The organism is uncultured Campylobacter sp., assembly GCF_937997535.1.
In the GTDB taxonomy this organism is placed as follows: domain Bacteria; phylum Campylobacterota; class Campylobacteria; order Campylobacterales; family Campylobacteraceae; genus Campylobacter_B.
On the sequence record NZ_CALKTT010000091.1, the window covers coordinates 16,751 to 31,001 of the forward strand.

At 48.6% G+C, this 14,251-nt stretch carries 14 protein-coding genes; 1 reads left to right on the forward strand and 13 read right to left on the reverse strand.

All coding sequences use genetic code 11. The features are described from left to right. The first annotated feature begins 29 nt into the window (after nucleotides 1–29). Nucleotides 30–2,084, forward strand: coding sequence for an ATP-dependent helicase (locus Q0117_RS08555; protein WP_297924574.1), 2,055 nt, complete (start codon nucleotides 30–32; stop codon nucleotides 2,082–2,084). Between the two features lie 566 nt (nucleotides 2,085–2,650). Here the strand turns inward: Q0117_RS08555 and upp are convergent. From upp to Q0117_RS08620, 13 genes are all read right to left on the reverse strand, one after another. Beyond that, nucleotides 2,651–3,277, reverse strand: coding sequence for a uracil phosphoribosyltransferase (gene upp, locus Q0117_RS08560; RefSeq protein ID WP_297924594.1), 627 nt, complete (start codon nucleotides 3,275–3,277; stop codon nucleotides 2,651–2,653). 593 nt (nucleotides 3,278–3,870) lie between these two features. Beyond that, a complete protein-coding gene (locus Q0117_RS08565; RefSeq protein WP_297924576.1) occupies nucleotides 3,871–4,464 on the reverse strand; it encodes a BON domain-containing protein in 594 nt (197 codons plus the stop codon). After that, a complete protein-coding gene (locus tag Q0117_RS08570; protein ID WP_297924578.1) occupies nucleotides 4,403–4,741 on the reverse strand; it encodes a hypothetical protein in 339 nt (112 codons plus the stop codon). The genes Q0117_RS08565 and Q0117_RS08570 overlap by 62 nt, the downstream gene beginning before the upstream one ends. A gap of 110 nt (nucleotides 4,742–4,851) precedes the next feature. Next, on the reverse strand, nucleotides 4,852–5,625 hold the full coding sequence (locus Q0117_RS08575) for an SDR family oxidoreductase (protein WP_297924580.1): 774 nt from the start codon (nucleotides 5,623–5,625) through the stop codon (nucleotides 4,852–4,854). 277 nt (nucleotides 5,626–5,902) lie between these two features. After that, on the reverse strand, nucleotides 5,903–6,271 hold the full coding sequence (locus Q0117_RS08580; protein ID WP_177389050.1) for a pyridoxamine 5'-phosphate oxidase family protein: 369 nt from the start codon (nucleotides 6,269–6,271) through the stop codon (nucleotides 5,903–5,905). Nucleotides 6,272–6,369: 98 nt separating this feature from the next. Continuing rightward, nucleotides 6,370–7,050 (reverse strand): DNA alkylation repair protein, encoded by a 681-nt coding sequence (locus Q0117_RS08585; RefSeq protein WP_297924582.1) that lies wholly within the window; start codon nucleotides 7,048–7,050, stop codon nucleotides 6,370–6,372. 251 nt (nucleotides 7,051–7,301) lie between these two features. Beyond that, complete coding sequence (locus tag Q0117_RS08590) at nucleotides 7,302–9,098, reverse strand: Mur ligase family protein (protein ID WP_297924585.1); 1,797 nt, start codon at nucleotides 9,096–9,098, stop codon at nucleotides 7,302–7,304. A gap of 846 nt (nucleotides 9,099–9,944) precedes the next feature. Continuing rightward, nucleotides 9,945–10,676, reverse strand: a complete 732-nt coding sequence (locus tag Q0117_RS08595; RefSeq protein ID WP_297924587.1) for an alpha/beta fold hydrolase — start codon at nucleotides 10,674–10,676, stop codon at nucleotides 9,945–9,947. Beyond that, nucleotides 10,666–10,884 (reverse strand): type II toxin-antitoxin system Phd/YefM family antitoxin, encoded by a 219-nt coding sequence (locus Q0117_RS08600; RefSeq protein WP_177389042.1) that lies wholly within the window; start codon nucleotides 10,882–10,884, stop codon nucleotides 10,666–10,668. The genes Q0117_RS08595 and Q0117_RS08600 overlap by 11 nt, the downstream gene beginning before the upstream one ends. 60 nt (nucleotides 10,885–10,944) lie before the next feature. Continuing rightward, entirely contained in the window at nucleotides 10,945–11,976 is a 1,032-nt protein-coding gene (locus tag Q0117_RS08605) for a D-alanine--D-alanine ligase (protein WP_297924588.1), read from the reverse strand. Further along, nucleotides 11,973–12,554, reverse strand: coding sequence for a Holliday junction branch migration protein RuvA (ruvA, locus tag Q0117_RS08610; protein WP_297924590.1), 582 nt, complete (start codon nucleotides 12,552–12,554; stop codon nucleotides 11,973–11,975). The genes Q0117_RS08605 and ruvA overlap by 4 nt, the downstream gene beginning before the upstream one ends. Continuing rightward, complete coding sequence (locus tag Q0117_RS08615) at nucleotides 12,551–13,114, reverse strand: hypothetical protein (protein ID WP_297924592.1); 564 nt, start codon at nucleotides 13,112–13,114, stop codon at nucleotides 12,551–12,553. Before Q0117_RS08615 ends, ruvA begins: the two co-directional genes overlap by 4 nt. Nucleotides 13,115–13,116: 2 nt before the next feature. Then, nucleotides 13,117–14,046 (reverse strand): MlaD family protein, encoded by a 930-nt coding sequence (locus Q0117_RS08620; RefSeq protein ID WP_291937273.1) that lies wholly within the window; start codon nucleotides 14,044–14,046, stop codon nucleotides 13,117–13,119. Between the last annotated feature and the right edge of the window lie 205 nt (nucleotides 14,047–14,251).

The window sequence follows — 14,251 nt, forward strand, 5'->3', positions numbered from 1 at the left end:
TCAAAGAATTTTAATGATTTTAAGCTATAATGGCGCCTTTTTGCAAAGGAATAATCTTGGACGCTCTAGCTAAGCTAAACACCGAACAATACGCCGCCGCAACCGCTCCTGCGGGACACAATCTAGTAATCGCAAGCGCAGGCACGGGCAAAACCAGCACCATCGTCGCGCGCATCGCTCATCTGCTAAATCTCGGCACGAGCCCTAGAAAAATTTTGCTTCTTACATTTACGAATAAGGCCGCGAGCGAGATGATAGCGAGGCTGCAGCGGCATTTTGATAAAAAAATCACCTCCGCAATCGTCGCGGGCACCTTCCACGCCGTATCCTACGCCCTACTTCGCGAGCTCGGTAAAGGCGTGATCCTAAAGCAGCCCGCCGAGCTAAAAACCCTGCTAAAAAGCCTCGTAGAAAAGCGCAAATTTTATCATGTAAGCGACGCGCGCCCCTACGGCGGGACCTATCTGTACGACGTGTACTCGCTGTATCAAAACAAGGAGATGAGCGCGGATTTTGAGACGTGGCTTAGCAAAAACTACGAGGATCAGGCGGAATTTGCCGAAATTTACGCAGATATTTTGCGCGAGTTTGAAGAGGAAAAGGCGAAATTTAACTACGCCGATTTCAACGACGTTTTGCTAAAGATGCGCCATGAGCTGCGAAAGGGCGCTCCGCTGCGATTTGATGAAATTTTAGTGGACGAGTATCAGGACACGAACTCGCTGCAAGGAAGCCTAATCGATGCTTTCGCGACGAAAAGCCTTTTTTGCGTCGGCGATTTCGATCAGAGTATCTACGCTTTCAACGGCGCGAATATCGACATCATCGGCAGCTTCGGCAAGCGCTTTGCGGACGCTAAAATTTACGCGCTAAATATCAACTACCGCTCAAGCTCGGCGATTTTGGCGCTTGCAAACCGCGTCATCGCGAACAATCCGCGCCTTTACGAAAAGAAGCTGATCGTGGGCCGCGAGGGAAAATTTAGCGCGCCTAAGCTGCATGTTTACGACGATACGGCGGCGCAATACGCCCACGTAGCCGCGCAGATCGCGCAAAGCACCACCCCACGCGAAAAGATCGCCGTCATCTTTCGCAATAATTCCAGCGCCGACGGCGTCGAGGTCGCGCTTAAGGAGCTCGGTATCGGCGCGAAGCGAAAAGGCGGCGTGAGCTTTTTTGAAAGCCGCGAGATCAAGGCCTTTACGGACATCTTCGCGATGATAATAAACCCCAAAGATATGATGGCATTTATGAGCACGTGCGAATACGCAAGAGGCGTCGGCAGCGCGCTGAGCAAGGAGCTTTTCGACGCGCTAATCGCGCTTGGACACGGAAGCATCCACGCAGGGCTTTTGCGTCCCGACGAGAGCGTTAAAATTTTTGAAAAAAAGAGGAAAAACTACCAGCTCGGGCTTTTTGACGATGTCGATATAATCGGCTCGGCATCGCGCTTTGAAGCTTTGGAATTTGACGAGTTTTTTCGCTCGCATCCGGTTCTAAAACACAATAAAATTACCGAGGGCGGCGCCGTATTTTTGCACGAAATTTATAAAATTTTTAAAAAAAGCGGCTCCGCTGCGAGGTCCGCTACGCTCATCTCGCATATCAAAGACTCGCGCCTTTTTGCGCTCGTGGCGGATTTTATCGCGACGAAACGCGCGACGCTAAAAAACGGCAAGATAGACGATGAGCGCAAAAAGGACGAGACCGCTCGCATCTACGATAAATGCGGCATTTTAGAGCAGATTGCTAGTAAATACGCGGATCCGCAGAGTTTTTATAACTTCATAACCCTAGGCGCAAAGGAGATGAGCGAGGGCGAGGGGGTAAATCTGCTCAGCGTGCACGCAAGCAAGGGGCTTGAGTTTTGCAGCGTCTATCTCATCGATCTGGCGCAAAACCGCTTCCCGAACCTCAAGCTAATGGCGATGGGCGGCAGTCTGGAGGAGGAGCGGCGGCTATTTTACGTGGCGGTCACCAGAGCGCGCGACGAGCTGGTGCTAAGCTACGCGAAATTTGATAAGATCAGAAAGATTAATTACGAGCCGAGCTACTTTTTAAGGGAAGCGGGGCTGGTGAAGTAAGCAAATTTTGCTCGCTAAATTTTAAATTTCATTTTAGCGCGGGCGGATCATTTGAGTAAGAATTTTACTCCTCGCGTACGTCTGGTGCGCCGCCCTGCTTCTTTAACGGATTGCTGAAGTAAGAATTTTGCCGTGCGATTTTTGTAAATTTTACGATTTGTAAATTTTTGCAGCGCGGACGTTATGCGATATTTTGTAAGGACTAAAATTTGAAATTTCGATTACGCTCCGCCGTGTTCTATACATCGCAGAGCTCAAATTTTATTTAATAAATTCCAAAATACCGCAAATTCCACGACGAGTTAAAATTTTAAAGCGCATCAAATTTACGGCGCTGCGAAATTTAAAATTTAACTACGTATTGCGCGCGCCATAAAAATACGCGCCCTGCCAAATTTATTGCTGCGACGGAATTCCACGCTGCAATAACCCGCATATTTGATAAATAGATTTTGCGTCGCGTAAAATTCCATTGCCGGTAAAGTTTACTGCCGATCAATTTATCGCCGCATAAAATACTATCCCGCGCAAATTTGACGCAGCGCAAAGTCCTTTGCCGCGTAATTTCACATCGTATTAAACACCCTATCTCCCGCGTCTCCGAGGCCCGGCACGATATATTTTTGCTCGTTTAGTCTCTCGTCGACCGCCGCGGTAAAAACCTCGACCTGCGGGTAGATCTCGCTAAATCTATGAAGCCCCTCGGGCGCTGCGATAATGGAGATAAATTTGATCTTTTTGACGCCGTTTTTCAGCAGAAATTTCACCGCATCGATCGCCGTACCGCCGGTCGCAAACATCGGATCGATGATGATTGCGGTGCGCTCTGCGGCGTCGGTGGGCAGTTTGGCGTAAAAAAACTCCGCCTGCGCAGTCTTTTCGTCGCGCTGAAAGCCTAAAAATCCCACGCTAGCATCGGGCATGAGCTTAAATACGCTATCCAGCATCCCCAGCGCGGCGCGCAAAATCGGGCAGATCATGATCTTCGTGGCGAGCTTATACGCGCTGGTTTGCGCCACGGGCGTATGCACGCTCACCTCCCGCAGCGCCAGATCGCGCGTCGCCTCAAACATCATCAGGTAGCTGATCTCATCGACGAGCATGCGAAACTGAAACGGATCGGTCCCTCTATCGCGCAGGATCGTGAGCTTATGCTCGATCAGCGGGTGCTTGATCAGCCTCACGTTAGGCAGCTCGCACGCGGTTTGGTACGTACATTTTTGGCTTTGGCTCATTTTCTCTCCTTAAATTTACTGAATTTTGCGCCCTCTTGGGCATTTTAATTATCTATTTTGATGCGAACTCCAGTGCCGTGGCGCTAAAATTTTGCCGATAACGGCGGCACGACTTTAAATTTAAAGCGTCTTTGCCTACGACGCGTGTATCTCGACGTTTAAATTTAACTCGGCGGCTCGCTTTTAATTTAGCGCTTTTAAAAACGCAGCGCTTTAAATTTTGCCCGCTCGCGTCGCCTCTAATTTAGCCGCTATTTAAACAGGGCGCGCTTTCTATCGGCACGCTGGCGCTACTTTTCGGCGGGCGCTTGCGGCGTAAATTTCATCTGCGAAATTATCGTCTGAGGCGGCTTTAAATTTACTTAATGCTCTCGCTCGTGAGCCAAATTTTAAAATTCCCAGCTATCTTGCGCGCCGATAAAATTTTAATTTCATAGATGCGGGCGCTGTGCAAGCAAGCTAAATAAACCGAGCGCGTATCTTTTAAATTTAACTCGCCGCAAGTTGTTAAATTTGCCGTACCGAAGCGATCAAATTTAACCGCAAAGCCCCTACTCCTTTACCACGCGCAGGAACGAATACACGTCCTGCACCCCGGGCGCGTGCGTCGCATACCAGATCGCATGTTTTTCGTGCTCGATGTCCGTTACTACGCCGCTAAATACCACGTCGCAGCCCACGATCGCCACGCGCACCGCAGTGCCCGAAACGTCGGTGTCGGAAAAGAGATTTTTCTTTAAATTTGTAAAAATTTCAAACGAATTGCACGGATATTCGGGCTTTTTGACGCGCAGATAGGTATGCACGCGCCGCACGCCTTCGGTTTCATGCGCCAAAGCAAGCAGCGGCTCGCGCATCGCCTCACTCTCAAGCAGCCCAATGAGATAGACCTCGCCGTAAAAGCACTCGACCTCCAAATCCCAGCTGCTAAGGCCTTTGGTAAATAGAATTTTGCTTTGGATTTTAGTCTGGATGAGCTTGTCGCTAGCGACCTCGCTGACGCTGCGGCGGTCGCGCGCTACGGAGTAGATGTCATATACGCTAAGCGCGTTGCCAGCGGGCGCCAGCGGAGCCGCGCACGAGCTAAATAGCGCCGCGCAAGAGAGCAAAAACACCGACAAAAATGCCAGAAACAAAACCCTCAAACCCTCTCCAATCTCGTTTAATTTCTAATTGTCTCAAGCCGCTGCCCGCGCCGCTTTTTAAATTTAGCCCCGCAGGCGCCGTTTTGCAGCAGCATGAAATTTTACGGCGCGAAATTTCACGGCTTAAAATTCCAAACCGCGCGCCGCAAAATTTTACAATATAAATTTTAAAATTTACGTTGTAATTCGCACAGCTTGCAGAATTTTGCGCTTTTGCCACGGCGGAATTTCGCGCGCAGTATTCGTCGCCGTAAAATTCTACGCGGCTAAATTTCATTGCAAATTTGCCGCTGCGAAATTTTGCAGGGTAAAATTTCTCGCGGCGGAATTCGCTTCTGTAAAATTTTATATTTCAAAACCCGCGCCCAAAATTTCGCCCGCCCGCGGCTAATTCGTCGTAAGCCCGCCGTCTATCGCAAATATCGCGCCGCTGACCCACTTCGCCGCATCCGACGCCAAAAACACCGCCGCATCGCCGATGTCCTGCGCGCTACCGATTTTGCCAAGCGGATAGATATTTTTTACCATCTGTTCAAACGCCTCGCGCCCCTGCGGGCTAAGCGCGCTTAAATTTCGCTCAAACTGCGGCGTCAGCACGCTTCCGGGCGCTATGGCATTGACGCGAATGCCGAGTTTGCCGACCTCAAAGGCAAGCGATTTGGTGAAAGAATTTAGCGCGCCTTTGGTAATCGAATACGCCGTCGTGGTGCGCCCCACGAGCATTCGGTTCGCAAAATACGACGAGATATTGATCACGCAGCCCTTGCTAGCCGCAAGCGCGCCCAAAAGCCCCTGAGTAAGCAGATATGGCGCTTTGACGTTTAGGTTTAGATGAGCGTCCAGTAACGCTTCGTCGGTCGCCTCAAACGGTACAAATTTTCCTAACCCGGCGTTATTTACTAGGATATCTATCTTAAGAGGTAGTGCTAAAATGCGCTCGCAAAGGCCTTTTATCGTTTTGCTTTGCGCCAAATCTGCCCTTGCGGCGTAAATTTTCACGCCGTAACCGCCCAATGCCTCCTGCGCGATTTTTAATTTCTCCTCGCTTCTGCCGAGCAGGATCAAATTTGCGCCCTCTTCGGCGAAACACTTTGCGATGCCAAGCCCTATGCCGTCGCTTCCGCCCGTAATTACGGCTGTTTTGCCCTCTAATCGTTTCATGCTTTTCCTTTCAATACGTAAATTTAGGTTCTAAAAATTTGAGCGAGATTTATGGATCTCGCAAACTTCGGAATTTTGCAGGCTTTGAAATTTTATTAACTTTAAAATTTCGCCCGCTTTAAAATTTCGCGGCGAAGCGAAATTTCATCTATAAAATTTTACTAACTTTAAAATTCTACCGATAAAATTTCACGGCGGAATTCCATCACAAAGCTTGCGGCGGAATTCCATCCGTCAAATTTCATCCGTAAATTCCACCCAAACTGCGCCGCTTGGCTTACAGCACCTGTTTTACGCTACTAGCCGTGATTTCAAGTAGCCTCGTAGCAAACGGAAATTTCGCCTTCGTTTCTTCAAACTCCGCACCGCTATCAATAAAACGCGCCGTGCCCTTCACTACAAAGCCACGCCCCGCTCCAAACCTGCCTGCTAGCTCCTTCGTTGCGACGCTAAGCTCGACGTTCGGATTAGCCTCCACGTTGCTTTGCGTCTTTTTCATACCCGCAGCGGGGATGAGGATGCGATCACCCTTAATGACGAGATATCTGTTCCACGTATTGCTGATATGAGCCTCACCCTGCGCGCAGGTAGCGATACCCACGGCGCATTCATAATTCAAAATCTCCAAAAATTCCTTGCTAAACATTTTCTCTCCTTAAATTTACATTTTAAAGCTCGCGATTTTGGCTGACAAGCCCCGCGCGCAACTGAAATTTTAACTACCTCCGCCACTTTCCGCCGCGGTTAAATTTTATACTTCAAAAGCGCATCTTTTTCGGCTTTGCTTACGCGAAAGCTATCGCGGATCTTCGATATCGCCTTGTTTTGGATAAATTTAGCCGCCCGCTTGCTCTCCAAAAACGCAAGCGTGCTCTCGCGCTGCTTGATAAACATCTCCGCTATCGCCCACGCCGCGCCCATTTGCACATAATACCGCTCGTCGCTTTCGGCGGCGCAAATTTCAAAAAACTCCTCGGGCGAGATCGCGCTCATATTTTGCATAAAATAAACGTAGAAAAATCGCCGCTCAAACTCGTCCGCGCCGTTTTTAGCCTGCTTTAGCAGCTCGTCAGCAAAAGCGGCGTCCCTGAATTTCGGAGCGAACATATCGCAAACCGCCCAATTAGGCATCGTTTTGATAAAATCGCTCGCAAGCGCAAATTTCGCCTCATCCTGCTTAAAAAGCATTATGAAAAAGCCCTTTAGCACAAACTCTTCGTGAAAGACGGGCTCGTAATTTTGCAGCTTGCGCCGCGCTTCATCTGCTCCACCCAAAGCGGCGAAGCTTTTGCGAGCAAGCGCGCGAAGTGCTGGAGTGCGCACGCCCAAAATCTGCGGCGCGGGTATTAGGCGCTGCGAAAATTTCGCCAACTTCTCCTCGCTTAGCGCTCGCAGCTGCCCTAGCATATTTTCTCGTAAATCCATAGCCTTCCTTTAAATTTTGATTTCAAATTTTAACTCGCCAAAACGTGCGCTGGTCGCGCCGCGGCGAAATTTAGCCGCACAGGGCTTTTATTTAAACAGATCGCGCCGTATCCACTCAAACCAATCGCCTATCGGCTCGCGCCTATTTAAAATCGCTCGCCGCACCCGCTCAAAGTCTTTTGTCTAAAAATACGCCCTGTCAAATCGCGCAGTATGCCTCAGCGCAGAGCAAGCCGTGCCGTCAAAGCCGCTTAAATAAAGCTCGGCGCGTCGTTTGAAAATAAAATCAGATCGCCGCTGTGCGTATTTTCGCTCAAAACCCGCTGCAAATCGCGCTTGTCTTTCAAAACGATAGTCTTTGCGGGGTCGATCTTGCTTTGCAGCACCTCGGAATTTAGTTCGCCCGTAATGATCGCGAGATCGAAAATTTCATCGATCTTAGCGGCGAGCGTCTCGTTGTCCTCGCGCGTGCTCTCGACGATGCCCGGCGTAATGATGACCTTGCGCCCGCCGTAGCTTCGCATCAGCTCGTAGCTTTGCAGCATGCCGCTTAGATTGCCGTTGAAGCTATCGTCGATGATGATCTTGCCGCCCGCATCGAGCCGCGCGAGGCGGTGCTCGACGGCGCCGATGTGCGCGACGCGACTTTTGATCTTATCTGCGCTAAGCCCCAAAAATCGCGCGATCTTTATACACGCGGCGAGATTTGCAGCGTTAAATTTGCCCAAAATCGGCGCGAAAAACTCATATCTCTCGCATAGTTCTCTCCGCCCGTTTGAAATTTTACGCCCGTTTGGAGCCTCTTGCACGCCCTGCTCTTTGACGTTACAAATTTTATCGTCGCTAGCGGCGCGGACGGCTTGTTCGCAAAATTCTTGCTCGCTCCGTTCGGTGCAGGATATGGAATTTGCATCGTCAAAATCGGCGCCGTAATTTTTAGAATTTTTGTTTTTTTCCGCGCATGCCGCACTGCTTGCATCTAAGCTCAAATCGCCCTGCCCTTCGCCCTCTGCGGCGGATGTTTCTGCGCGCAGCGCGGAATTCTCTCCGCTTGCGAGGGGCTCATTCTCGCTCAAGCTAAGGCTAAATTTTATTCCGTCCAGATCCGCGCCGTGGATTTTTAGCCCCTCGTCGTAGATCGTGATGCGCTCGCTCACGCTTTTTTGCGTGGAGCTGTGCAAAAACGCATGCTTTAGCCGCGCGCTTGTGAGCGCTTCGAGCTTGGTTTTGCGGATGTTTTCGATGCTTTTGAAATACTCGATGTGTTGCGCGCCGATCTCGCCCACGACGACGATCTGCGGTGCCAAAAACTCAGTGATCTCGGCAATGTCGCCACTTAGCCTGGCGCCTGCTTCGGCGATGTAGATCTGCGTATCTGCGGGTAGCGCCTCGTTTACGTCGCGCACGAGCCCCGCTAGCGTGTTTACAGAGCGCGGCGTCTTGTAGCAGCGAAAGTCGCTTTTTAAAATTTGATACAAGAAGTTTTTAATGCTCGTCTTGCCGTAGCTCGCGGTGATCTGAATGATCGTAAGAGAGGGCATCTGGGCCAGTTTTTTGCGCGCGGCGGCCTTAAATTTCGCAGCCTGCGCCCACTCGTAAGCAAAGCTCGCCGCAAGAGCGGCGCCAAGCGGTAAGAAGATCGGCAAAATCGGAGCTTCTGCGGCATAAAACACGGCGCTGAAGCCAAGTGCACAGAGCGCTAAAATCGCAAAAAATCGCTTCACGCGCGGCGTAAAGACGAGCTTTTTATCAAGCCTCCTTTGCCAAAGCCACAGCGCGAATGCGTAGGCCGCGATGATTAAAATTTTAGCGGCGTGTAAGGCATAGAGGGACGCGGCGCCAAATTTAGTCGCGCAGAGGCTCGCCGCGATCTCGCAGCCAAAATACGCCGCCAGCGGCAAAATCAAAAAATAGAGGTGCCACGCGGGTTTGGTGAAGTGAAAGATGATGCGCGCGGGCTTGTACGAAAACCACTGCAAGCAGGTGATCAGATAAAAGCCGAGCATCAGGACGAACGCCGCGTGCGCGATCAAAAATATTATATTCATCTTTTAAAATTCCTTTTTATAAATTTGCGCGTCCGCTTTGCAAGCCTGTGTGGGCAAAAACGCGGCGAGCTCGGACTAACCGGCATTCGGCTTCATTTGCAACTTTTACGAATTCTCGCTTTGCAAATTCTATTTTAAACTTGCGCAGTCATAAATTCACGCTCTCCCTGGAGCTGCACGAGCCGCGCTAGATAAATTTACCGCCGTCGCGCCCCGTCTGCGTTTTCGATACCGTGCAGCATCCATCTTTCGCGACCTGAAATTTTCGCACGCTGCGTATCTTGCGACATCGAGCCCTATCTCGCGCGATGATTTGCATTATTTACAGCACATAGACCTTGTGTCGCGGTAAATACATGACGCGATTATGCGACCTGCAACTAAATTTAATTGTCCGCTTTGCAGTGCACACGCGGTTTCGCCGCATCATGTACGGCTGCCGCAATCGCGAGCGCATAGCAGAAACGATCCGTTGCCGCATTAAAATTTTAAAATTTAACGCGACACGCCGCAATTTGAGCTTTGCGTTTTATACTACGCGCCCAAAGAGCGGATTTTGCGCCGCTAAATTTTAAATATGTGCCGCATGCTCGCGACTTTATAATCTAAATTTACGCTTCGGCTTGCGATCTTTAGCGCAAACAGATTGCAAAATTTTAAAACACGAGCCGCATTAAAGCGCCGCATTGAAACGCTTTTAAATTGCACCCCGCTCTTACATTCGCGCGATCTGTCTTTGCATCTAAAGCGCGATTTTTAGCGGCGCTAAAATTTCGCGACTAAATTTTAAAATTTACACCAAATCGCGTCTTGTTTTAAATTTAGCGCGGCGCCAAATCGTTAAATTTAGCTGCCGCCAAGCTCCTTTTCGATCTGCTCGCCGATAAAATCTGCGCTTTGCAAAAAGAAAAAGTGATCCCCCGCCAGCGGATAAAATTTACTATTTTTAACGAGCGAGTGGATCAACTCGCCGCTTTTTAGGCTAGTGGCGCGATCGTCCTTGCCCCAAAAGATGAGCGCATTTTGCGGGCTTAGCGCGGAAAAAATATCGCGGAAGTCCTCATTTACGACGTTTTTTAGCGTCTCATACATTGTTTTGCTCATACCTGCGGCATCCTTGCTCGCAAATGCGCGCCAAAGCCCCGCCAGTCCAAGTCTTTTTAAAATTTTAAAAATCGCGATTTTAGCGCGCACGACAAAGGGCTTGGGCTCGATGATGCCTGCGCTGCTTAGCAGTATGAGATTGCGCGGAGCTAGCAATGCGGCGATCTTGCCGCCGAAGCTGTGCCCCATGATCGCCGCGGGTTGCCTGCCAAAAGCCGCGATAAAGGCGCGCATAATCTCCGCATAATCCTCGCTGCCAAGGGCGCGCGCGGGCTGCGAGCTGGCGCCGAATCCCGGCAGATCGACGCACACTAACGCGTAATGGCGGAATTTGTCCGCAAAAACTCTAGACATAAGCGCCTTGTTTGCGCCCCAGCCGTGCAGAATCAGGATGTATTGCTCGCGCTGTAGGTTTGAAATTTCGTAGCTGATTTTGTAGCTTTCGCCACCGCAGACGAGCTCCTTACTCGCCACCACCGCTCCTTTTGGCGTAAACAGCCTTGAGTAGCTCGACTGCTTTTTCGAGCCGCTCAAACTCGCTCATACTGATCATCACGGCCTCAAATTTGTTGTTTTTGACGATCAAGGCTTTTTTAATCTCTTGGTTTTTGATCTTGTTTAAAACGGTGCTGAAGTTGCGCACGATCTCGGTAGCGGTGTAAATTTCGTCTTGATTTATCATAACTCGACCTTTTGAAGTAAAATTTTACGCAAAATTTAGCGTAAAATTTTAAACGATTGGCTACTTATTAGCGGTGATTTTGGTGATCAGCTCGTAGCTTACAGGGATCTGCCTCATCGGCGGCAGCGACGAAGCAAGAGCTGCTAAAACCTCGGAGAAATCATCAAATAGGTAGTTTGCGAGGCTGCCTGGGTTTGGATTTATCTCGTTTAGATAAATTTCACCCTCTTTTTCAAAAAAATCGCAGCGAATTAGCGCGCCATCGAATGATCCTGCGTTATAAAGCCGCGTAAAGGCATCTTTCATCTTACCCTCTAGCAAAGCGCCAGGACGAGCGGGCTCGATCGCGTCACTACGCGAAAAATCCAAATATTTACGATCGAAATTTAAATAGCCCTCTTTTTTCGGCTCTTCGATGTTTGAAAATACGATTTTGCCGTCTATTTTAGCGCCCGCGAGATTAAATTCCTTTACGTTTTCCCAGTATGGCTCTACGATCGCGCTATCGTCCAGCTCAAAAGCCTGATCCAGCGCGTAGCTAAACTCGCTTTCGTTCTTGGCTATCGAAATTCCGATGCTAGAGCCCAAATGAGCGGGCTTAACGATGATCGGAAAATTAAAATTAGGCAGGCTAGTACGATTTACGATCTCATACGGCAAGGTTTTTACATTTGCGATTGCGGCTAAGTGCTTGGTTAAAATTTTATTATAGCTTAGCACGCTAGCTTCGATACGAGGTCCGATATAAGGGATGCCAAAAAACTCAAATAGCGCCGCCATTTTGCCATCCTCGCCGTCGCAGCCGTGGATTAGATTGATATATGTGCCGACTTCTAGCATGCTTTTGCTAAACATTCCGCTCTCAAAAAATCCGCCCGCACCGATACTAAGCTCTTTTGCTTTAGCATAGCCGCCCTGCTTAAAATATGCCGCGCGCATATTTTTATCCTCAATGCGGTAAAATTTACGATTTTTATCGCAAAATACAAACTCCAAGTCCCAGCCTTTTAGGGCATTTTTGACGGCAATTGCCGAGATGATACTTACTTCGTGCTCATAGCTTTGAGCTCCAAAAACTAAGCCAAATTTCATTGTTGTCCTTCAAATTTTATTTTCTGCGCTAATTTTTTTAACGCCTCTTTGACAAGATCTGACGTATTCGTGCTGCTGCATCCCGCTAAGATTTGATTGATCTTATCGCGCTTAAATCCAAGGCTTTGTAGCGCGGACGCCGCTTCGTTTTTATAAGTCTCGCTAGGACCGAATTCCATTAGCTTCGCATCGCCTAGTTCAGCAATGATCCGTCTAGCGGTCTTTGGGCCGATGCCTGGAACTGAAGTTAGCGTCGCAGCATCCCCCGTAGCTACGCAACGCGCAAAATCCTGCGGAGCGAGCGTCGAACAAACCGCCATCGCCGTGCTTGCACCTACGCCACTAAGTTTGATTAGGGTTTCAAACATTTTTTTTTCATTATCGTCTAAAAACCCATACAGCAAATCGGCATCCTCGCGCAGAATTTGTACGCACGCAAGCTCGGTCAGTTTGCCCTGCGTGAGCTTCGCGGAGGTATTTAATGACAATGAAAGAGCGTAGCTCACGCCGCTAGCGCATTTAATGACGCAAGCAGTGGGCTCCTTGCGCGTTATAATCCCTTCGATCGCCGCTATCATCTAAGAGCCTTTAAAATTTCATTTATACTCTCATTAAGCGCTAAATTTAGAGCATTATAAATGCTTTGCGAGCTAGGATCAGGCACGAAAACGCGCTTAGTGACGATGCCAGATTTTATGCTTTCTAAAGAATTTAAAATTTCATATCCCATCGTGACGGTTGCCTGATCGTTATTAATCTGAAGCGCTACGATACTGGTTTTTAGGCGCAAATCCCGCTCTTTTGGCACGAAGATCGGATTTAGCGAGCAGGTGGAAAATGCCGCATCAAGCAGCGCCTTATATACCATTTCGCTAGGCATCGTAATAAATTTGGCGTCGCTTGCGAACTGCGTTCGGTTTCTAAAATCCACTATTAAAATATCCCGCCTATCTACAAGATCGGTCGCCGTGATGGTGTCGATAAAGATATTTTTGCGCACACCGCTAGGATTTACGCAGCGCTTTTGATCATAACGCAGCTCGTAGTAGGTGTATGGCTTAGCCTGCTTAGCTAAGCAGCCGCCTAAAAATATCGCCGCCAGCGTCGCAGCAAGCGTAAACTTTATAAAATTTTTCATCTTTATTCCTTTTTATCGTCGCGATCCGCGCCTTTAGAAGTGTCTTTGAAAAAGAAATCGTAAGGATTGTCCTCTAGCCTAAACATCGCGCCTTGGAATTCTCTGAGTGATTTTTTTAGCTCGCCAAGAGTGTTTTTTGCCTCCTCAAGTGTAGGATCCAAGATCGCTTTTAGATTGTACTCGCCGCGATCAATACGCTTAGTGATGATGCCTGCGGTTTTATCCAGCGAATTCGATAGATTAGCAGCACTCACGGCAAAAGCATTTAGATTATCTAGCAGCGCGTCTAGTTCTTTCTCGCGCTCGTTTAAATTCGCTATGAGAGTATTTACGTTAGCAAGCAGCGCGTCTAGGCTTTGGAATTTTTTCTCATCACTTAGCTCAGCGCTAAATTTATCCATCGAAGATAGGATTCTATCCACTTTATCGGTATTTTGCTTAGACAGTAGCCCATTAATCTTAAAGATCATCTCGCTCACGCTATCGGTGATGACTTCGGCTTTGGAGCCGATTTTATCAAGAAGCGTTTTATCCAGCGCAATTATCGGCTTTTTATCATTCGGCGGGAAAAGCTTGCCACTTCCTTTCGTGATATTTATAAACGCGATTCCGCTTATGCCTTGAGATTCTACCTTGGCGACGCTATCTTGCGAGATCGGTAGCTTGCTTTTTACCGAAATTTCAATCTCGATGATCGCATTTTCGATATCGGCAAAGTCGATGCTTTTGATTATGCCCGCATTTACGCCGATAAATTTAACCTCGGAATTCTCCTTAATGCCTACGGGAAGCTCTTTTGTGTGGATATAGTAGGAGCGGTAGCTCTCGCTGCGATCAGTCTTTGTAAGCATCCACCACATAAATGCCGTAAGAGCCGCGACGCAGATCATAACAAATGCGCCTACTATCGTGTATGAAGTTCTATTTTCCAATCTTTTCTCCTAATTTCAAAGCGTAAAATTTAAGCCCTGCGATATGCCTTAAAATAGCCATTTGGGCTTAAATTTTAAAACTTAGCACTTTCTCAAATAGTCGCAAAATTTGCAGAATCATCTGAGTTTAAATTTTAAAGCTTAGCGTGCATTTTGAAATTTCAAAATATCGCCGCGCCGTATTTTAGCGTAAAATTTTACCGCC

What these genes read in the sequence shown, in the direction of transcription:
- Q0117_RS08555 (WP_297924574.1), top strand. Translation starts at nt 30, where the DNA reads ATGGCGCCTTTTTGCAAAGGAATAATCTTGGACGCTCTAGCTAAGCTA.
- Q0117_RS08570 (WP_297924578.1), bottom strand. Translation starts at nt 4,741, where the DNA reads ATGAAATTTAGCCGCGTAGAATTTTACGGCGACGAATACTGCGCGCGA.
- Q0117_RS08575 (WP_297924580.1), bottom strand. Translation starts at nt 5,625, where the DNA reads ATGAAACGATTAGAGGGCAAAACAGCCGTAATTACGGGCGGAAGCGAC.
- Q0117_RS08580 (WP_177389050.1), bottom strand. Translation starts at nt 6,271, where the DNA reads ATGTTTAGCAAGGAATTTTTGGAGATTTTGAATTATGAATGCGCCGTG.
- Q0117_RS08585 (WP_297924582.1), bottom strand. Translation starts at nt 7,050, where the DNA reads ATGGATTTACGAGAAAATATGCTAGGGCAGCTGCGAGCGCTAAGCGAG.
- Q0117_RS08590 (WP_297924585.1), bottom strand. Translation starts at nt 9,098, where the DNA reads ATGAATATAATATTTTTGATCGCGCACGCGGCGTTCGTCCTGATGCTC.
- Q0117_RS08600 (WP_177389042.1), bottom strand. Translation starts at nt 10,884, where the DNA reads ATGATAAATCAAGACGAAATTTACACCGCTACCGAGATCGTGCGCAAC.
- Q0117_RS08605 (WP_297924588.1), bottom strand. Translation starts at nt 11,976, where the DNA reads ATGAAATTTGGCTTAGTTTTTGGAGCTCAAAGCTATGAGCACGAAGTA.
- ruvA (WP_297924590.1), bottom strand. Translation starts at nt 12,554, where the DNA reads ATGATAGCGGCGATCGAAGGGATTATAACGCGCAAGGAGCCCACTGCT.
- Q0117_RS08615 (WP_297924592.1), bottom strand. Translation starts at nt 13,114, where the DNA reads ATGAAAAATTTTATAAAGTTTACGCTTGCTGCGACGCTGGCGGCGATA.